We start from the raw sequence: 20,438 nt of genomic DNA, 5'->3' as shown, positions 1-20,438 counted from the left end.
TTTTCAGGATAAAAAAAAGCCCATCGTGGGAGATGGGCAAAGACTACACACAGCAATTCGTTGTTTCACTCAGGGGATTCCATGCTTATAAATCAATATGTTGATTTATAACCGTGTCCTAATAGTAGGCATGGTGAATTTTTGCGTCGATCAGATTCGTCTCAATAGTTAAATAAGCGTAAAGAATTTGCGACAAAGAAGTGGGATGTGGCGGGAAGGTATCCAGGAATATTCGCAGACAGGCAGAGAATTGATTAGTAATGCTTAATTAAAGGCGGGTTTCCCCGCCATTAATTACGTTTTATTCACTCTGGTCTTTGCCGAGCTGCGCCGGGATTTCCACGGGCGCGGGCACTTCTTGCACCCACGCATCAAACAGACGCCAGCTCACCGCCAGCAATACCGGACCGATAAACAGGCCAATCATGCCGAAAGCGATAAGCCCGCCGATCACCCCGGATAAAATCAGGATTAGCGGCAGGTCAGCGCCCATACGGATGAGCATGGGGCGGATGACGTTATCCAGCGTACCGACCACGCAGCTCCACACCAGCAGCACCGTGCCCCAGGTGGTGTCGCCGCTCCAGTACAGCCAGATAATGGCCGGGATCAGCACCGGCAATGGTCCAAGCTGAATCAGGCAGGAGAGGATCATGACGACGGTTAACAGCGTGGCATAGGGCACACCGGAAATCGCCAGACCGATGCCGCCCAGAATTGCCTGTACCAGTGCCGTCACCACCACACCCAGCGCGACGGCGCGGATCGCCTGTGCCGCCAGCAGTACCGCCGCATCGCCACGCGTGGACGCCAGTCGGGTCGCGAAATGACGGATACCGCGCGCCACCTGCTCGCCGCGCCAGTACAACAGGGCGCTGAATAACAGCATCAGCATACAGTGCATGAGGAAGCGGCCAATGTGCGCCGCCTGGCCGACAAACCAGGTGGTGGTGCTGCCAATATAAGGACGCACTTTCGCCATAATGGCGCTGCCGCCCATATCCAGCAGGCTATGCCAGCCGGTATACAGTTTGTCGCCCACCAGCGGAATGCTGTTCAGCCACGCCAGATCCGGCAGGCTCATATCGCCGGCGGTAATGGCATGGATCACCGGGCCGCTGCCGTCCACCAGACTGTTCACCAGCAGCGCAACGGGGATCACAAACACCAGGATCAGGAACAGCGTCATCACCAGCACCGCCAGTGAGCGGCGGCCCAGCAGCCGACGTTGCAGACGTAAAAACAGCGGCCAGGTGGCAATTACAATAGTGCCAGCCCAGGCGAATCCCAGCACAAACGGGCGCACGATCCACAGACAGGCGACAATCATGAGCGCTAAAAACAGCACCGACAGCATTACCTGCGGTACATCCCTGGCCTGTCGAAAATTAACCATATTCTTTCTTCATCCTGTAGGTACGCCGGAACGCCAGCGCGACGTGAAAATGACTTTCTAAACCTGCTAAATATCAGCGATTTCAGACAGCGAATTCTGCCTGTAATTCTGCCGCGCGTATAAGAAAAAAATGTGATACAACGATAAACGCAAAATGCAAACGATTAAATACTCACAACTCTAACAGTCAGGCAGGGTCAACAGTAATGATCCCACAGATTTCTCAGGCACCCGGCGTCGTTCAGCTGGTGCTGAATTTTTTACAGGCACTGGAGCAACAAGGTTTCACCGGAGACACCGCCACAAGTTATGCCGACCGGCTGACCATGGCGACCGATAACAGCATTTATCAACTCCTTCCCGATGCTGTGGTCTTCCCCCGTTCAACGGCTGATGTCACGCTGATCGCGCGTATCGCCGCCGAACCGCGTTTCGAATCGCTGATCTTTACCCCGCGCGGCGGGGGGACCGGCACCAACGGTCAGGCGCTGAACGCCGGGATTGTGGTCGATCTGTCGCGCTATATGAACCGCATTCTTGAAATCAATCCCGAAGAGGGATGGGTGCGCGTGGAAGCCGGGGTGATCAAAGATCAGCTTAACCAGTATCTGAAGCCCTACGGTTATTTCTTTGCGCCGGAGCTTTCCACCAGTAACCGCGCCACGCTGGGTGGCATGATCAATACCGATGCGTCCGGGCAGGGCTCGCTGGTATACGGTAAAACCTCGGATCATACGCTGGGCGTGCGCGCGGTACTGATGGGCGGCGACATTCTGGACACGCAACCGGTGTCGCTGGAGCTGGCGGAAACCCTCGGCGAGGCGCAGACCGCCATTGGTCGGATCTATAAAACCGTATTCGAGAGCTGCCGCAATCATCGCCAGCTGATTATCGATAAGTTCCCGAAGCTTAACCGCTTCCTCACCGGGTACGATTTACGTCATGTCTTCAACGACGAGATGACCCGTTTCGATTTAACCCGCATCCTGACCGGCTCTGAAGGCACGCTGGCGTTTATTACCGAAGCGCGGCTGGATATTACCCCGCTGCCTAAAGTGCGCCGCCTGGTCAATATCAAGTACGACTCCTTTAACTCGGCGCTGCGCAATGCCCCCTTTATGGTGGAGGCGCAGGCGCTGTCGGTGGAAACCGTTGACTCAAAAGTGCTCAACCTGGCGCGGGAAGATATTGTCTGGCATTCGGTGCATGAACTGATCACCGATGTGCCGGATAAAGAGATGCTCGGCCTGAACATTGTCGAGTTTACCGGTGATGACGAAGCGCTGATCGACGGCCAGGTCAGCGCGCTGTGTGCGCGGCTGGATAGCCTGATTGCCGCAGAGCAGGGCGGCGTGATTGGCTGGCAGGTGTGCGGCGATCTGGCGGGCATTGAGCGTATCTATGCGATGCGTAAAAAAGCCGTCGGTCTGCTGGGTAACGCGAAAGGCGCGGCCAAACCCATTCCTTTTGCGGAAGACACCTGCGTGCCGCCGGAGCATCTGGCGGATTACATCGTTGAGTTCCGCGCGCTGCTCGACAGCCACGGTCTGAGCTACGGGATGTTCGGACATGTGGATGCCGGCGTGCTGCATGTGCGTCCGGCGCTGGACATGTGCGATCCGCAGCAGGAGATGCTGATGAAACAGATCTCCGATGAGGTAGTGGCGCTTACCGCGAAATATGGCGGGCTGCTGTGGGGCGAGCACGGTAAAGGCTTTCGCGCTCAGTACAGTCCGGCGTTTTTCGGCGAGCAGCTGTTCGGCGAACTGCGCAAAATCAAAGCCGCATTCGATCCGCATAATCGGCTCAACCCAGGCAAAATCTGCCCGCCTGCGGGCGTTGACACGCCGATGATGCAGGTGGATGCAATAAAGCGCGGCACGTTTGATCGCCAGATCCCGATTGCGGTGCGGTCATCCTGGCGCGGCGCGATGGAGTGTAACGGCAACGGCCTGTGCTTTAACTTTGACGTGAAAAGCCCGATGTGCCCGTCAATGAAGATCACCAGCAATCGTATTCACTCGCCGAAAGGTCGTGCCACGCTGGTGCGTGAATGGCTGCGTCTGCTGGCGGATCGCGGTGTCGATCCGCTGAAGCTGGAAAAAGAGCTGGTGGAAAGCCGCGTCAGCCTGCGAGGGCTTATCGAACGCACGCGCAACAGCTGGCATGCGCGCAAAGGCGAATACGACTTCTCTCATGAAGTAAAAGAGGCGATGTCCGGCTGTCTGGCCTGTAAAGCCTGCTCGACCCAGTGCCCGATCAAAATCGATGTGCCGGAATTTCGCTCGCGCTTCCTGCAGCTTTATCACACCCGTTATCTGCGCCCGCTGCGCGATCACCTGGTCGCCTCGGTGGAAAGTTATGCGCCGCTGATGGCGCGCGCACCGAAAACCTTTAACTTTTTCCTGCGCCAGCCCTGGGTGCGCACGCTGTCGGAAAAACGTATCGGGATGGTGGATTTGCCGCTGCTGTCGGAACCCTCCCTGCAACAGCAACTGGTGGGCCATCGCACGGCGAATATGACGCTGGAACATCTGGAAATATTAAGCGCCGAAGAAAAAGCCAGAACGGTGCTGGTGGTGCAGGATCCCTTCACCAGCTACTACGACGCGCAGGTGGTGAGCGATTTTGTGCGGCTGGTGGAAAAACTCGGCTATCAGCCAGTGATCCTGCCGTTCTCCCCCAACGGCAAGGCGCAGCACATTAAAGGCTTCCTGACGCGCTTTGCGAAGACGGCGCAGAAAACCTCCGACTTCCTGACGCGCATCGCCCAGCTTGGCATGCCGATGGTGGGTGTCGATCCGGCGCTGGTGCTCTGCTATCGCGATGAATACAAGCAAACGCTGGGTGACAAGCGTGGTGAATTTAATGTGCAACTGGTGCATGAATGGCTGCCCGCTGCGCTGGAAGCCGTGGAGCCGCGCGCCGTCAGTGGTGAGTCCTGGTATCTGTTTGCTCACTGTACCGAAGTGACGGCGCTGCCGGGCACGCCCGGGCAGTGGGCCGCCATCTTCGCCCGTTTCGGCGCGAAGCTGGAAAATATCAGCGTCGGCTGCTGCGGCATGGCCGGCACCTACGGCCACGAAGTGAAAAATCATGCCAGTTCGCTGGGCATTTATGAACTGTCATGGCATCAGGCGATGCAGCGTTTGCCGCGCAATCGCTGTCTGGCGACCGGCTATTCCTGCCGTAGCCAGGTCAAGCGTATCGAGGGCAGCGGCGTTCGCCATCCTTTACAGGCATTACTGGAGATAACAGGATGATCTGGAAACGTGAAGTAACGCTGGACGCGTTAAACGCGATGGGCGAAGGGAACATGGTCGGGCTGCTGGATATTCAGTTTGAACGCCTCACCGCGGAGTCGATCGAAGCCTCCATGCCGGTGGACAACCGCACGCATCAGCCTTTCGGCCTGCTGCACGGCGGGGCGTCGGTGGTGCTGGCGGAAACCCTCGGCTCGGTGGCGGGGTATCTGTGCAGTGAAGGGGAGCAAAAAGTGGTGGGGCTGGAAGTGAACGCCAACCATATTCGCTCGGTGCGCAGTGGCCGTGTGCGAGGGGTCTGTTCGGCGTTGCATACCGGCGGCCGCCATCAGGTCTGGCAGATCCATATTTATGATGAACAGAACCGTTTGTGCTGCTCATCCCGGCTGACCACAGCCATTCTCTGACCGTTAACGCGGCTGCAGATGCAGCCGCCTAATCCATTAGAAACGTCGCGTGATTATTTCGCGCTGTGATATAGTGCACAACAGTGAATCTCTGAACGTGATCGTTGTCAGACTCAGAGACGGTAACGCATCACAGCCTGAAGATAAGATTCGTGGTTCCTGGCGCGCTACTTAATAGAGGTACTTCAGGTAACATTGCAATGCGTACATCGTTAAAACTCTCTTTTCTTCATCCCCGCTACTGGACGACATGGTTTGGCCTCGGCGTTCTCTGGTTGCTGGTGCAATTACCCTATCCACTCATTGCCCGTCTTGGCACTTCGCTCGGCACCCTGGCGCGTCCCTTTTTGAAACGGCGTGAAAGTATTGCCCGCCGCAATCTGGAACTGTGCTTCCCGAAAATGGATCCGCTGGTGCGCGAAGCATTAATCGAAAACAACTTTCGTTCGTTGGGCATGGGCCTGCTGGAAACCGGAATGGCATGGTTCTGGTCTGATGAGCGCGTGCGCCGCTGGTTTGATGTTGATGGCTATCAGCATTTGCAGGAAGCGCAGGCAAAACAGAAGGGCGTCATGGTCATTGGTGTGCATTTTATGTCGCTGGAGCTGGGTGGCCGCGTGATGGGCTTATGTCAGCCAATGATGGCCACTTACCGTCCACACAATAACCCGCTGATGGAGTGGGTGCAGACGCGCGGGCGGATGCGTTCCAATAAATCCATGATTGACCGTCGTAATCTTAAAGGGCTGGTTAACGCGCTGAAAAAGGGCGAAGCGGTATGGTTTGCGCCGGATCAGGATTATGGCCGTAAGGGCAGTACCTTCGCGCCATTCTTTGAAGTTAACGCTGCCACAACCAACGGCACCTATGTGCTGTCGCGTCTTTCAGGTTCCGTTATGCTGACGGTGACCATGGTGCGTAAGCCCGATCGCACAGGCTATTCATTATTCATCGGCCCGGAACTGACCGATTACCCGAGAGAGAATGAATTCGAAGCCGCCAGCTATATGAACAAAGTGATCGAAAGCGAGATCCTCCGGGCGCCCGAGCAGTATCTGTGGGTCCACCGCCGCTTTAAAACCCGCCCGTCGGGTGAATCCTCACTGTATCGTTAATATTTGCCTTGCCGGGTAGCGCTACGTTTACCCGGCATACCATTCTTACACGCCGACCCGGCACGCCTGCTACGGCGGGCGCTCCTCGCATCATTTGTCACGTACATATTGCAAATTTGTTATAAAATCCTATCTGATAAATAGGCATTGCCTATACATGTTTCATTTCCGTACGGTGTCAGTAATAACACCGCTTCAGAACGCTTTATTTTCAATGAGTTAAATATCGGAGCCCTTTACGGATAAGCCCGTTGTCAGGGTCTATGCTTAATAGAACTGTGCAAAAAGGGCGTTTCTGGTAATAACCCTTTGGAATAGAGGTTGAAGTGATAATCATTATCACTAACATAGCGTTATGCCCTTTGGCACCATTACGTGAGGTAGACCTATGGAATTGCAAGCAGGAACCTTCGACCCCAACAATCCCGGCTGGCAGGGACTTACGCTAACGCCCGCTGCCGCGAAGCATATCTGCGCGCTGGTGGAAAAGCAGCCAGACCTGCTCGGCGTGCGTCTGGGCATTAAACAGACGGGCTGTGCTGGCTTTGGTTATGTTCTTGATACGGTCGCAGAGCCAGCGGCAGACGATCTGCTGTTTGAGTTTGACGGCGCGCGTCTCTACGTGCCGCTTCAGGCGATGCCGTTTATTGATGGCACCGAAGTGGACTATGTGCGCGAAGGACTGAATCAGATTTTCAAATTCAATAACCCGAAAGCGCAGCACGAATGTGGCTGTGGCGAAAGCTTTGGGGTATAGGCGGTACTATGTCTCGTAATACTGAAGCGACTGACGATGTCAAAACCTGGTCCGGCCCACTGAATTACAAAGAGGGCTTCTTTACCCGGTTACAGACGGACGAAATGGCCCACGGCATCAATGAAGATGTAGTGCGGGCGATCTCGGCCAAACGCAACGAACCTGAATGGATGCTGGAGTTCCGCCTGAAAGCGTATCGGGCATGGCTGGACATGGAAGAGCCGCACTGGCTGAAAGCCCATTACGACAAGCTGGATTATCAGGATTACAGCTACTACTCCGCGCCATCTTGCGGCAATTGCGATGATACCTGTGCCTCGCAGCCGGGGGCGGTGCAGCAGACCGGTGCGGGCAGCTACCTGACGGATGAAGTGGAAGAAGCCTTTAATCAGCTGGGCGTGCCGGTTCGTGAAGGGCGTGAAGTGGCGATGGACGCCATTTTTGACTCCGTTTCCGTGGCCACCACCTACCGTGAAAAACTGGCTGAGCACGGCGTGATCTTCAGCTCCTTCGGGGAGGCGATCCACGATCACCCGGAACTGGTGCAGAAGTATCTCGGCACCGTCGTGCCCTCGAACGATAACTTCTTTGCCGCGCTGAATGCGGCGGTAGCCTCAGACGGTACCTTTATCTACATCCCGAAAGGGGTGCGCTGCCCAATGGAACTGTCGACCTACTTCCGTATCAACGCGGAAAAAACCGGTCAGTTCGAGCGCACTATTTTGATCGCCGATGAAGGCAGCTACGTCAGCTATATCGAAGGCTGCTCAGCGCCAGTGCGCGACAGCTACCAGCTGCATGCGGCGGTGGTGGAAGTGATCATCCACAAAGACGCGGAAGTAAAATACTCCACCGTGCAGAACTGGTTCCCTGGCGACAACAATACTGGCGGCATTCTGAACTTTGTTACCAAGCGTGCGCTGTGCGAAGGCGAAAACAGCAAAATGTCCTGGACGCAGTCGGAAACTGGCTCGGCGATCACCTGGAAATACCCGAGCTGCATTCTGCGTGGCGATAACTCCATCGGCGAATTTTATTCGGTGGCGCTGACCAGTGGACATCAGCAGGCCGATACCGGCACCAAGATGATCCATATCGGCAAGAACACCCGCTCGACCATTATCTCAAAAGGGATCTCCGCCGGTAAAAGCCAGAACAGCTATCGTGGGCTGGTAAAAATCATGCCGACCGCGACCAACGCCCGTAACTTTACCCAGTGTGACTCGATGCTGATTGGCCCGGACTGTGGCGCACATACCTTCCCGTACGTGGAATGCCGCAACAACAGCGCACAGCTGGAGCACGAAGCCACCACCTCGCGTATCGGTGAAGATCAGCTGTTCTACTGCCTGCAACGCGGCATCAGCGAAGAAGATGCGATCTCAATGATCGTTAACGGTTTCTGTAAGGATGTCTTCTCCGAGCTGCCGCTGGAGTTTGCCGTAGAAGCCCAGAAATTACTCGCCATCAGCCTTGAGCACAGCGTCGGTTAAGGAAATTACATGTTAAGCATTAAAGATTTGCAGGTTGCCGTTGAAGAGAAAGAGATCCTGCGTGGGCTGAGCCTTGAGGTACGTCCAGGGGAAGTTCACGCCATTATGGGACCTAACGGCTCCGGGAAAAGTACGCTATCCGCCACGCTCGCCGGGCGCGAAGACTATGAAGTGACCGGCGGTTCAGTCCAGTTTCACGGCAAAGATCTGCTGGAGCTGTCGCCAGAAGATCGCGCGGGCGAAGGCATTTTTATGGCGTTTCAGTATCCGGTTGAGATCCCTGGCGTCAGCAATCAGTTTTTCCTGCAAACCGCCCTCAACGCCGTGCGTAAGTACCGTGGGCTGGAGGAGCTTGACCGCTTTGACTTCCAGGATCTGATGGAAGAGAAAATCAAGCTGCTGAAAATGCCGGAAGATTTGCTGACCCGCTCGGTGAACGTGGGTTTCTCCGGCGGCGAGAAAAAGCGTAACGACATTCTGCAAATGGCGGTGCTGGAGCCGGAACTGTGCATCCTCGATGAAACCGACTCCGGTCTGGATATTGATGCGCTGAAAATCGTTGCTGAAGGGGTCAACTCCCTGCGCGACGAAAAGCGCTCTTTTATTATCGTCACGCACTACCAGCGCATCCTGGATTACATCAAGCCCGACTTTGTGCACGTGCTGTACCAGGGCCGCATCGTGAAATCCGGTGATTTCACGCTGGTGAAACAACTGGAGGAGCAGGGCTATGGCTGGCTTACCGAACAGCAGTAACGCGCTTCAGCAATGGCATCATCTGTTTGAAAGCGAGGGCGACGCCCGTTCGGAGCAGGCGCAGCAGCATCTGCAACAGGTGCTGCGTTTAGGGCTACCGACGCGCAAGCATGAGAACTGGAAATACACGCCGCTGGAAGGCCTGCTCAGCAGCCAGTTTGTCAGCAGGCAAACCCGCTTAACCGCCGAACAGCGTGACGCGCTGGCCCTGCCGGTGGACGCGGTGCGGCTGGTGTTTGTTGACGGGCGTTTTGACGCCGATCTCAGCGACAGCACCGACAACAGTGGCTTTGCGGTCATCATTAACGATGAACGCGCCGCGCTGCCCGCGCCGGTCCAGCCTGAGGTGTTTTTGCACCTGACGGAAAGCCTGGCGCACAGCGTCACGCATATCCACGTGGCGCGTAACCAGCGACCGGCGAAGCCGCTGCTTTTGATGCATATCACTCAGGGTCTGACGGGCGAGGAGATGAACACAGCGCACTACCGCCATCACCTGACGCTGGAGCAGGGCGCTGAAGCAACGGTGTACGAGCATTATGTCAGCCTCAACGATCAGCGCCATTTCACCGGCTCGCGTCTGACCATGGACGTGGCGCCGAATGCGCAGCTGCATCACGCGAAGCTGGTGTTTGAAAACCCGCAGAGTTACCACTTTGCGCATAACGATATTCTGCTGGCCGCCGATGCCGCTGCGCACAGCCACAGTTTCCTGCTCGGCGGCGCGGTGCTGCGGCATAACACCAGCATGGCGCTGAACGGCGAAAACACCACACTGCGCGTTAACAGCCTGGTGATGCCGGTCAACAATGAAGTGTGCGATACCCGTACCTGGCTTGCGCATAACAAGGGTTACTGCAACAGCCGTCAGCTGCACAAAACCATCGTCTCTGACAAAGGCCGCGCGGTGTTTAACGGTCTGATCAACGTGGCACAGCATGCCATTAAAACCGACGGGCAGATGACCAACAATAATTTGCTGCTTGGCCGTTTGTCGGAAGTGGACACCAAACCGCAGCTGGAAATTTACGCCGACGACGTAAAATGCAGCCATGGCGCGACCATTGGCCGCATTGACGATGAACAAATGTTTTACCTGCGCTCGCGTGGTATCGACGAAAAGGCCGCGCAGCAAATGATTATCTACGCCTTTGCCGCTGAACTGACGGAAGCCATCAGCGACGAGGCGCTCAGGCAAGAGGTGCTGTCCCGTATCGGTCAGCGCCTGCCAGGGGGCATCGCATGAGTTTTTCCGTTGAGCGCGTAAGGGCGGATTTTCCCGTTCTGAAGCGTGAAGTGAATGGTCAGCCGCTGGCTTATCTCGACAGCGCCGCCAGCGCGCAAAAACCGCATCAGGTGATTGATGCTGAAGCGGAGTTTTACCGTCACGGCTATGCTGCCGTGCACCGCGGCATTCACACCCTGAGTGCAGAAGCGACGCAGCGCATGGAAAACGTGCGCACGCAGGTTGCCCGCTTTATCAATGCCCGTACGCCGGAAGAGCTGGTGTTTGTGCGCGGCACTACCGAAGGCATCAATCTGGTCGCCAACAGCTGGGGCAATCGCAACGTGGCGGCGGGTGACAACATCATTATCACCGCCATGGAGCACCACGCGAATATCGTGCCCTGGCAGATGCTGTGTGAACGCACTGGCGCGGAACTGCGGGTCATCCCGATCAATCAGGACGGTACGCTTCAGCTGGACGCGCTGGCCGGGCTGCTCGATGATCGCACGCGACTGGTAGCGGTCACGCACGTCTCCAACGTTCTGGGTACCGAAAACCCGGTGGCGGACATCATCGCGCAGGCCCATCAACAGGGCGCGAAAGTGCTGGTGGACGGCGCGCAGGCGGTGATGCATCACGCGGTAGATGTGCAGGCGCTGGACTGCGATTTTTACGTTTTCTCTGCGCATAAACTGTATGGGCCGACCGGTATCGGCGTTCTCTACGCCAAAAAAGCGATCCTGCAGGCGATGCCACCGTGGGAAGGGGGCGGGGCGATGATCGCCAGCGTCAGTCTGACGGAAGGCACGACCTGGGCGAAAGCGCCGTGGCGCTTTGAGGCGGGTACGCCGAACACCGGCGCCATTATCGGCTTTGGCGCCGCCATGGAATATGTGACCGCGCTGGGGCTTGACGCCATTGCGGAGTACGAGCGCGGGCTGATGCGTTATGCGCTGAACGCGCTGGCTGACGTGCCGGATCTGACGTTATACGGTCCGGCCGACCGTCTGGGCGTGATCGCCTTTAACCTGGGTCATTATCACGCCTATGACGTGGGCAGCTTCCTGGATAATTATGGTGTCGCCGTGCGCACCGGGCATCACTGCGCAATGCCGCTGATGGCGTTTTACCAGGTGCCCGCCATGTGCCGCGCGTCGCTGGTGATGTACAACACGCAAGAAGAAGTGGATCGTCTGGTGGCCGGACTGAAACGCATTCATCAGTTATTAGGCTGACAGGGGGACGTAATGGCCGCTTTACCCGATAAAGAAAAACTGTTGCGCAACTTTACCCGTTGCGCCAACTGGGAAGAGAAGTATCTCTATATCATTGAACTGGGCCAGCGGCTGCCGGAACTGGCCGCCGAGGCGCACAACCCGGAAAATAGTATTCAGGGCTGCCAGAGTCAGGTATGGATTGTGATGCAGCGTCGCGATGACGGCGTCATCGAACTGCAGGGCGACAGTGACGCCGCCATCGTCAAGGGACTGATCGCGGTGGTGTTTATTCTGTACCAGCAGATGACCGCGCAGGACATCGTCGCGTTTGACGTGCGCCCGTGGTTTGAAAAGATGTCTCTCGCCCAGCATTTAACCCCGTCCCGCTCGCAAGGGCTGGAAGCAATGATCCGCGCAATTCGTACGAAAGCCGCAAACATTAGCTAAACTCAAAAGACAGCGACTATCCTGTTATGCGAGGCAGCATTTCTGCCTCGCTGGTTTATCAGCCTTCTGGCGCACTGCCAGTGATTACAGGAGTTTCAGCATGAAGCGCGCGTCTCTAATAACATTAAGTCTTATCGGCGCTTACAGCGTCATACAGGGTGCCTGGGCGGCCGATTATCCATTACCGCCGACAGGCAGTCGTCTTATCGGCCAGAATCAAACGTATGTCGTGCAACCACAGGATCGCAATCTGCAGGCTATCAGCCGGCACTTTGACACCAGCGCTATGCTGCTCGTCGAAGCGAACGATACCATGGCCCCCATCCCCGCACCTGGCACGACGCTGACCATCCCCACGCAGATGCTGCTGCCGGACACCCCACGAGAAGGGATCATTGTCAATCTGGCGGAACTGCGCCTCTATTTTTATCCGCCGGGTAAAGACATTGTGCAGGTGTTCCCCATCGGCATTGGTCAGCAGGGGCTGGAAACGCCGGTGAGCGTCACGCGCGTTAGCCAGAAGATCCCGAACCCGACCTGGACGCCGCCAGCAGGCATTCGTGCGCGCTCGAAAGCGAAGGGTATCGATTTACCCGCCGTGGTGCCCGCCGGTCCCTACAACCCGCTGGGGCGTTATGCGCTGCGTCTGGGGATGGGCAACGGCGAATATCTTATTCACGGCACCAATGCGCAGGACAGCGTAGGGTTACGCGTCAGCTCCGGCTGCATTCGGATGGGGGCGCCAGACATCGAAGCGCTGTTCTCGCAGGTGAGCACCGGTACGCCAGTGCGTATCATCAACGAACCGGTGAAGTACTCTGTAGAGCCAGACGGCAGACACTATATCGAGGTGCACCGTCCACTGGCCGCTACGCTTGAAGAAAACACCCAGACGGTACCGATCACGCTGACCGCGACCTTTGGCGATTTTATTCGTCAGGCGGGTGGGGAGCAGACGGCAATTGATAAAGCGATGGTGCGTCGTGCCGGTTACCCGGTGGCGATCCCGGCGGCAAAGCAGGCTACGTCCAGCCCGGCAGCGGTATTGTCAGCAAAAAATGGTGAGCCAGCGGTGACAGCTGTGGCGAACGACGACGGGAAAGTGATGACGCAGTAACGGAAGGGAAATCGCAGACAAAAAAATGGCGCACAATGTGCGCCATTTTATTACAGGAACTCTTACTTACGGTAAGAGTGAGCCTGGTTGTCCAGACGCTGGTTAGCGCGAGCTGCGTCATCTTTAGCAGCCTGAACGTCAGAACGGATTGCGTTCACGTCGTTGCTCAGCTGGTCAACTTTAGCGTTCAGAGTCTGAACGTCAGAAGACAGCTGATCGATTTTAGCATTGCTGGAGCAACCAGCCAGCAGAGTAGAACCCAGGATTACCGCGCCCAGTACCAGTTTAGTACGATTCATTATTAATACCCTCTAGATTGAGTTAATCTCCATGTAGCGTTACAAGTATTACACAAACTTTTTTATATTGAGAATATTTTTTTGTTGGGAATACCCTTAAATTTGACTGTTCGCTCAAAGAAACACCGACTTCAGGTAAAGACATAAAAAAACTGTGTGAAAACAGACCACTTTCATCGGATTCATCTTAGAAAGAATCTTGAGAAATAGTTAAAATTGATTTGCACTTATTGAAAATTGTTATTGAATGAATAAAAAAAAGCGCCACACAGGCGCTTTTTTAATCAGATTAATTCGTACTGCAATTATTACAGGACGTGCACAGAAGCGGTATTGGTTGTGCCGCTCGGAACCAGCGCGCCGGAAACCATAACCACCACTTCACCTTTCTGCGCCAGGCCGCTTTCCAGCGCCACTTCTTTACCCAGGCGGTAGAAATCGTCTGTGGACGAAATTTCTTTCACCAGCTGCGCGGTAACGCCTTTGCTCAGCACCAGCTGACGGGCGGTCAGTTCGTTGGTGGTCAGCGCCAGAATGGTGGCATCCGGGAAGTACTTACGGATAGCACGTGCGGATTTACCGCCCTGGGTCGCCACTACGATCAGCGGCGCAGCCAGTTTCTCCGCAGTTTCCACCGCGCCACGGCAAACGGCTTCGGTGATACGCAGTTTACGGCTGTCGTTGTTGAACTCCAGACGGCTGGTCATCACGCGGTCAGTACGTTCGCAGATGGTCGCCATGATAGATACCGCTTCCAGCGGGTACTTACCTTTCGCAGACTCACCAGACAGCATAACTGCATCGGTACCGTCGAGGATGGCGTTCGCCACGTCGCCTGCTTCCGCACGGGTCGGACGCGGGTTTTTGATCATTGAGTCCAGCATCTGGGTGGCGGTGATCACCACTTTACGGGCGCGGATACATTTTTCGATCATCATTTTCTGTGCGAAGATGACTTCTTCAACCGGGATTTCAACGCCCAGGTCGCCACGCGCAACCATGATGCCGTCAGAGGCTTCGAGGATTTCGTCGAAGTTGTTCAGGCCTTCCTGGTTTTCGATCTTGGAGATGATCTGGATGTGCTCGCCGCCGTGCGCTTTCAGATGCTCACGGATTTCCACCACGTCAGAACGCTTACGGATGAAGGAAGCGGCAACAAAGTCAACGCCTTGCTCACAGCCGAAGATCAGGTCCTGTTTGTCTTTCTCTGCCAGTGCCGGCAGGGCAATAGATACGCCCGGCAGGTTAACGCCTTTGTTTTCACCCAGGTCGCCGTTGTTCAGCACTTTACAGATAACTTTGTTGCCTTCGATGGCGGTCACTTCCATGCCGATCAGACCATCGTCAACCAGTACGGTGTTGCCAACGGACAGATCGCTGGTGAAACCTTCGTAGGTCACAGCAACAATCTCGCTGTTACCCACAACGGTTTTGTCAGTGGTGAAGGTGAAGGTCTGGCCCGCTTTCAGGGAGACGTCGTTTCCGCCTTCCAGCTTGATGGTACGAATTTCCGGACCTTTGGTATCCAGCAGGATAGCGGCTTTTTTGCCCGTTTTGCTCATCACGTTGCGCAAGTTCTTGATGCGCTGACCGTGTTCTGCATAGTCACCGTGAGAGAAGTTCAGACGCATCACGTTCATGCCAGCGTCCAGCATTTTGGTCAGCATCTCTTCTGATTCGGTTTTCGGGCCGATGGTACAAACAATTTTGGTCTTTTTCATGACAGTCTTAGTCTTTAAGTTGAGAAGGATATGGAAATAGTGCTCCGGGGGCGCACCGCCGCAGAGTCAAACCGGTGTTGCGAAAGTTTTGCGATGTCACGTCATAAGAATAGGTGACATCAAAAAAAGCGTGCAGAGGAATATGTGCTTGTGTATCAGCCCAGGGGGGAATGAGTCGCTGTGATAGTTGAATATTACAGTTCAATGAGCTGAAACCATTCAAGAGTCAATTGGCGCGCATTATACGATGAAAAGCAGGCAAAAGGAAAATGAAAACAGCGTTTCAAAATGCATCTGTGCAGATTCACAACGAAGTGTTATCAACGTGTTAAGTAAAGATAAAAATATTTTCAGGGACTTAATACGATTAACAGGCCCGGCACGATAAAAATCGACCGGGCCGGAAGGAAGTTGTCACACCTTAACCAGCCGTGAAACCAGCGCCACGCCAGCCATCGCCACGGCGACCACCACGAAGGCGGCGGTCAGGCTGCTGTGATGCGCAATGCCGCCGATGCTTGCCGGTCCCGCGAGGACCCCCATATAGCCAAGCGTTGTCACTGCGGGTACTGCCAGCACCTGCGGCATAGCCGTCTGTTTGCCAATGGCCGAAAACATCACCGGCACAATGTTTGCGCAACCCAGCCCGATCAACGCGTAACCGACCAGCGACAGCGCCCAGGACGCAGATAGCACCGTCAGCAACAGACCCGCGGCGGCCAACAGGGCACCCGCAAATACCACGCGCTGCTGGCCGAGGCGGGCGACGATCCGATCGCCGGTTAAGCGGCCCAGCGTCATGGTCGCCGCGAAACAGGCAAAACCCAGCCCGCCGCGCGCTTCCGGCAGCCCACGATATTCGGTCAGGAACACGGCGCTCCAGTCCAGTACTGCGCCTTCAGCCAGAAACACTACAAAGCAGATCCCACCGAGCAACAACACCACGCCGCGAGGAACCGCAAAAGCCGGGCCTTCCTGCGGATTCGCATAGCCAAGAAAACCGCGCACGCACACCAGCAGTAAGGCTACCACGATAAGCGTGGTCACCAGGCTGGCCGCGGGTGAGGAAAGCCCCAGCGACATCATGCCGCTCATCGCCCCGGCACCGGCAATCCCCCCCACGCTGTAAAAGCCGTGAAAACCGGACATCAACGGACGAGGCGCCGCTTTTTCCACAATGATCGCCTGCACGTTCATTGCGCAATCCGTGGTGCCAATCCCCATTCCGAACAGCAGCAGCGCCAGCGCCAGTAAGCGCGCATCCTGGGTCACCGCCAGCAGCGGCAGAATGGCGCAGAAAATCAGCACCGATACCACCATGACACGGCGGCAGCCAAAACGGGCGGTCAGCGCACCGGTGAGCGGCATCGCTACCAGTGCACCGCCGCCGAGGCACAGGAGCAGCAGGCCCAGTGTGCCGTCGCTGACGCCGGTATTATATTTGGCAAAAGGCACCAGCGCCGCCCAGGCCGCCGTAGCAAACCCGGCCATAAAAAAGACAATGCGTGTCGCCCGTTGCTCGTTTGTGCCGGGCAGGGGATGCGCGGTGTCGGTGGCACCGGGCAGCGGCAGGGCTGGATTTTTATCGCTCATAGAAATCCTGTTAATCACATCAACTGTTAAGAATTTTCAGCGCTTCATCGTGCAGACGCGGGCAGCCTGACGCCAGAATGCGGCCACCGGCTTCCGGGCGATCTCCTGACAGCGTGGTCACTACACCGCCAGCCTGCTCGACAATCGGCACAAAGGCCACGATGTCATAGGGTTGCAGGGAATATTCCAGGCAGAGATCGATCTGCCCGGCCGCCAGCATCGCCATCGCATAGCACTCGCCGCCGTAGCGGGTCATCAGGGTCGCGCTGTGCAGCGCCGCAAAGTTAACGTCCGGCGTGCGGGCAATCGGCTCCGGCGAGGTGGTGTGCAAAATGGCCTGATCCAGCGACAGTCCTTTGCGGGTGGTCATCACACCGCTGCCCCGCGGGCCGCTGCGCCAGGCCTGTTTCCCGTCTGCCCAGAAACGCTCGCCGGTAAACGGCTGGCCCATCATGCCCATCTGTCCGCGGCCTTCCACTGTGAGTCCGATCAGCGTTCCCCAGACCGGCAGGCCGCACAGGAACGGACGCGTACCGTCCACCGGATCCAGAACCCACTGCAACGGGCCGTCGCCGGTGGTGCCAAATTCTTCCCCCATGATGGAATGAGAAGGGAAGCGCTCGTTGATAATGGCACGCATCACGCGCTCGGCTTCGCGATCGGCATCGGTCACCGGATCAAAGCGAAAGCCTTCTTTGGGCTTGGAGCCGACGTGCAGGTTTAACCCGGAGCGGAAACGCGGCAGCGTCTCTTTATCCGCGGCATCGGCCAGTTCATGGAGGAAAGCGACATCAGGCAGGGAATGGTTCATGTTTCGATCCTTTTAAGCGTGAACAACAGCAGGGGGCAGAGAATAATTCTCTGCTTGGTTGTGCTCGATTATGCGCGATTGTGTGCGAGAGTACAAACGTCCCTGCGGATTATTTTTGCTCAACGGGCGAGGATCACATCCAGCTTCTTGTTTCGCAGTGCGTTTAACGCGGGCTTACTCAGAGAGTCTTCAACCACCAGCGTGGTGATCTCGTCGCAGCTGGCGACCTGATAGCGGGCGAGGGTGGCAATTTTATCGGCGGTCAACGTGACGATGATTTCACTGCTGCGCGTCACCAGACATTTTTTGAATTCGGCGTCGTCATACTCGAAAACCGTGACGCCTTCGTCAGCATCGAATGCGCAGGCACCGAGCAGACACTGATCAAAAAACATTTTTTCGATGTGACGCAAGGTATCAATACCTGTCGCGCCGCCAGTCTGTTTATTGATGCGCCCGCCGGGGAAAATCACTTCCACCGCCTCGTGGTGCATCAGTTCAGCAGCAATCAAGGGGGAGTTAGTGACGGCGGTCAGGACCATACCCGCAGGGAGCTGGCGCGCAATGGCCAGGTTAGTGGTGCCAGCATCAAAGAAGACGCAGCTTTCCGGCTTAATCAGCGTAACGGCGTGCCGGGCAAGCTGTTCTTTTATCTCACTGTTGACGTTTTCACGGTTAAGAAAGTTGCCGGAGGGGGGAAGCTCGCTGACCGCGCCGCCATACACGCGCTTGCACAGGCCAAGATTCGCCAGTTCTTTAAGATCGCGGCGAATAGTGTGCTCAGAGACGTTAAGTTCAGGCGCAAGCTGAGCGCACACGACTTTGCCGTGCTGGGCTAACAGTTGTTTTATTTTGTCCTGGCGTTGTTCGGGGAATTCGGCGTAATCAAACATGGAGGCTCACTGAAATCATCATGGCTGTGCATAAGCGAGCATGATCGGATAAAGCAACCAGGGTGTCAAACAAGAAGAACGAAGAGAGTATTGCTGAATGGTGCGTCCGAGTGGACTCGAACCACCGACCCCCACCATGTCAAGGTGGTGCTCTAACCAACTGAGCTACGGACGCACTGTACAGAAAGGATGGTGCGTTCAATTGGACTCGAACCAACGACCCCCACCATGTCAAGGTGGTGCTCTAACCAACTGAGCTATGAACGCATTGTTGTGCTGACAACGGGGACGAATATTAGCGGCAGGCCGCGCCTGTGGCAAGCGGAAAAAAGCAATTTTCATCCTGATTTCACGCGATTGCGGAACAACTGCGCAAAATGTTGAGAAAGTAGCCGCCCGCAGGCGGCGACTCTTTGCTTACCGCGCCGCGCGGGTGAGGATCACACTTGAAGGCTGGCGTTGCAGATAGCGCATCCGCAGCATCATCAAAATGGCCGCTGACGTCAGGCCGATGATAAAGCCCATCCAGAAACCGGCAGGCCCCATGCGATCCACCACCAGGTCGGTCAGCGCCAGCACGTAGCCGCTTGGCAGTCCGAGCACCCAGTAGGCGGTAAAGGTAATAAAGAAGATGGAACGGGTATCTTTATAACCGCGCAGGATGCCGCTGCCGACCACCTGGATCGAGTCAGAAAGCTGATATACCGCCGCCATCAGCATCAGCTGCGAGGCCAGATGCACCACTTCCGGATTGTCGTTATACAGCAGGGCAATATCTTCCCGCAGCAGAACAGTGAAAACAGCGGTCACTGCCGCCATGCAGACGCCTACCGCCAGTCCGGTTCTCGCTGCGGTCTGCGCATCCAGCGTCGAACCCTGGCCCAGACGATAACCCACACGAATAGTGACCGCCGCCGCCAGTGACATCGGCAGGACGAACATCAGCGAGCTGAAGTTAAGTGCGATCTGATGCCCGGCGACATCAACAATACCGAGGGGCGACACCAGCAGCGCCACTACCGCGAACAGCGTCACCTCAAAGAACAGCGCAAGGGCGATGGGCAGCCCCAGTTGCGCCAGACGCAGCAGAACCGGAAAATCCGGTTTCCCAAAGCGCATATCGTTGCGGATGTCACGCATGGAACGCGCACGTTTGATGTACGAAACCATGCAGATGAACATCATCCAGTACACCACCGCCGTCGCCACGCCGCAGCCGACACCGCCCATTTCCGGCATCCCAAAATGACCATAAATCAGCACATAGTTGATAGGGATATTCACCAGCAGGCCGATAAAACCAAACACCATGCCGGGCTTGGTTTTCGCCAGCCCTTCACACTGGTTACGCGCCACCTGGAAGAACAGATAGCCCGGTGCGCCCCACAGCAGGGCGCGCAGATAGCGCACGGCTTTATCCGCCAGCTCAGGATCGATGTTGTGCATCGCATGAATAATATGGCCAGCGTTCCACAGTACGATCATGATCAGTATCGACACGCCGCCCGCCAGCCAGAAACCCTGGCGCACCTGATGGGCAATGCGTTCGCGGCGGCCGGAGCCGTTCAGTTGCGCCACTGTCGGCGTCAGCGCCAGCAGTAAGCCATGACCAAAAAGGATCGCGGGTAGCCAGATGGATGTACCAATAGCCACCGCCGCCATGTCGGTGGCGCTGTAGCCGCCCGCCATCACGGTATCGACGAAACCCATCGCAGTCTGGGCGATTTGCGCAATGATCACCGGGATTGCCAGTGCTAATAACTGACGCGCTTCGAGAAAGTACTTCTGCACGTGAACACCTGTTGAATTGTAGTTATATGAAAAACTGAGCAGCCGCCGTAACTGGCAGCAAAAGATTTGCAGGAGAAATAACCAGTACATTGTAGCGGGGAAATGCGATTAATCCAGAGAAAAAACAGCGTAAT

17 protein-coding genes, 2 tRNA genes and 1 other RNA gene are annotated in these 20,438 nt (G+C 56.1%); 10 read left to right on the top strand and 10 right to left on the bottom strand.

The genetic code is table 11. From position 1 onward, the window contains the following. Positions 1-8: 8 nt before the first annotated feature. Positions 9-115, bottom strand: an RNA gene (rprA, locus tag KW828_RS01120) — antisense sRNA RprA. Positions 116-301: 186 nt separating this feature from the next. Further along, positions 302-1,396, bottom strand: coding sequence for an AI-2E family transporter YdiK (ydiK, locus tag KW828_RS01115; protein WP_218334615.1), 1,095 nt, complete (start codon positions 1,394-1,396; stop codon positions 302-304). Between the two features lie 206 nt (positions 1,397-1,602). On the opposite strand from ydiK, the gene KW828_RS01110 reads away from it, so the two are divergent. From KW828_RS01110 to KW828_RS01065, 10 genes are all read left to right on the top strand, one after another. Continuing rightward, positions 1,603-4,659, top strand: a complete 3,057-nt coding sequence (locus KW828_RS01110; protein ID WP_218334614.1) for an FAD-binding and (Fe-S)-binding domain-containing protein — start codon at positions 1,603-1,605, stop codon at positions 4,657-4,659. Next, positions 4,656-5,066 carry a 1,4-dihydroxy-2-naphthoyl-CoA hydrolase gene (menI, locus tag KW828_RS01105; RefSeq protein ID WP_218334613.1) on the top strand — a complete coding sequence of 137 codons (411 nt, stop codon included), beginning with the start codon at positions 4,656-4,658 and terminating at the stop codon, positions 5,064-5,066. The genes KW828_RS01110 and menI overlap by 4 nt, the downstream gene beginning before the upstream one ends. 200 nt (positions 5,067-5,266) lie before the next feature. Beyond that, positions 5,267-6,181, top strand: a complete 915-nt coding sequence (lpxP, locus tag KW828_RS01100) for a kdo(2)-lipid IV(A) palmitoleoyltransferase (RefSeq protein ID WP_218334612.1) — start codon at positions 5,267-5,269, stop codon at positions 6,179-6,181. A gap of 388 nt (positions 6,182-6,569) precedes the next feature. Then, positions 6,570-6,938, top strand: a complete 369-nt coding sequence (sufA, locus tag KW828_RS01095; protein WP_218334611.1) for a Fe-S cluster assembly scaffold SufA — start codon at positions 6,570-6,572, stop codon at positions 6,936-6,938. An 8-nt stretch (positions 6,939-6,946) separates the two neighbouring features. Continuing rightward, positions 6,947-8,431 (top strand): Fe-S cluster assembly protein SufB, encoded by a 1,485-nt coding sequence (gene sufB / locus KW828_RS01090; RefSeq protein WP_218334610.1) that lies wholly within the window; start codon positions 6,947-6,949, stop codon positions 8,429-8,431. Positions 8,432-8,440: 9 nt separating this feature from the next. Continuing rightward, complete coding sequence (gene sufC, locus KW828_RS01085) at positions 8,441-9,187, top strand: Fe-S cluster assembly ATPase SufC (RefSeq protein ID WP_218334609.1); 747 nt, start codon at positions 8,441-8,443, stop codon at positions 9,185-9,187. Next, on the top strand, positions 9,162-10,433 hold the full coding sequence (gene sufD, locus KW828_RS01080; RefSeq protein WP_218334608.1) for a Fe-S cluster assembly protein SufD: 1,272 nt from the start codon (positions 9,162-9,164) through the stop codon (positions 10,431-10,433). The genes sufC and sufD overlap by 26 nt, the downstream gene beginning before the upstream one ends. Continuing rightward, a complete protein-coding gene (gene sufS / locus KW828_RS01075; RefSeq protein ID WP_218334607.1) occupies positions 10,430-11,650 on the top strand; it encodes a cysteine desulfurase SufS in 1,221 nt (406 codons plus the stop codon). The genes sufD and sufS overlap by 4 nt, the downstream gene beginning before the upstream one ends. Before the next feature lie 12 nt (positions 11,651-11,662). Next, positions 11,663-12,079 (top strand): cysteine desulfuration protein SufE, encoded by a 417-nt coding sequence (gene sufE, locus KW828_RS01070; RefSeq protein ID WP_218334606.1) that lies wholly within the window; start codon positions 11,663-11,665, stop codon positions 12,077-12,079. 100 nt (positions 12,080-12,179) lie between these two features. Beyond that, a complete protein-coding gene (locus tag KW828_RS01065) occupies positions 12,180-13,196 on the top strand; it encodes a L,D-transpeptidase family protein (RefSeq protein ID WP_218334605.1) in 1,017 nt (338 codons plus the stop codon). Between the two features lie 62 nt (positions 13,197-13,258). Here KW828_RS01065 and KW828_RS01060 read toward each other — a convergent pair whose 3' ends face one another. From KW828_RS01060 to mdtK, 8 genes are all read right to left on the bottom strand, one after another. Continuing rightward, positions 13,259-13,495: a major outer membrane lipoprotein gene (locus tag KW828_RS01060; protein ID WP_007374746.1), complete on the bottom strand. Its 237-nt coding sequence runs from the start codon at positions 13,493-13,495 to the stop codon at positions 13,259-13,261. 308 nt (positions 13,496-13,803) lie between these two features. Further along, on the bottom strand, positions 13,804-15,216 hold the full coding sequence (gene pykF, locus KW828_RS01055) for a pyruvate kinase PykF (RefSeq protein WP_218334604.1): 1,413 nt from the start codon (positions 15,214-15,216) through the stop codon (positions 13,804-13,806). A 414-nt stretch (positions 15,217-15,630) separates the two neighbouring features. Beyond that, positions 15,631-16,809, bottom strand: coding sequence for an MFS transporter (locus tag KW828_RS01050; protein WP_218334603.1), 1,179 nt, complete (start codon positions 16,807-16,809; stop codon positions 15,631-15,633). Between the two features lie 19 nt (positions 16,810-16,828). Then, positions 16,829-17,620: an inositol monophosphatase family protein gene (locus tag KW828_RS01045; RefSeq protein WP_218334602.1), complete on the bottom strand. Its 792-nt coding sequence runs from the start codon at positions 17,618-17,620 to the stop codon at positions 16,829-16,831. 119 nt (positions 17,621-17,739) lie between these two features. Next, positions 17,740-18,513, bottom strand: coding sequence for a DeoR/GlpR family DNA-binding transcription regulator (locus KW828_RS01040; protein WP_218334601.1), 774 nt, complete (start codon positions 18,511-18,513; stop codon positions 17,740-17,742). 98 nt (positions 18,514-18,611) lie between these two features. Beyond that, positions 18,612-18,688 (bottom strand) — tRNA-Val (locus KW828_RS01035). Between the two features lie 15 nt (positions 18,689-18,703). Then, a tRNA-Val gene (locus tag KW828_RS01030) sits at positions 18,704-18,780 on the bottom strand. Positions 18,781-18,930: 150 nt separating this feature from the next. Continuing rightward, on the bottom strand, positions 18,931-20,304 hold the full coding sequence (gene mdtK / locus KW828_RS01025; RefSeq protein ID WP_218334600.1) for an MdtK family multidrug efflux MATE transporter: 1,374 nt from the start codon (positions 20,302-20,304) through the stop codon (positions 18,931-18,933). Between the last annotated feature and the right edge of the window lie 134 nt (positions 20,305-20,438).

The sequence above is a fragment of the Enterobacter sp. ENT03 genome, assembly GCF_019218745.1.
Taxonomy (GTDB): domain Bacteria; phylum Pseudomonadota; class Gammaproteobacteria; order Enterobacterales; family Enterobacteriaceae; genus Enterobacter_D.
The sequence above is the reverse complement of the archived record's forward strand: the minus strand, read 5'-3'. Positions and strand labels throughout refer to the sequence as shown.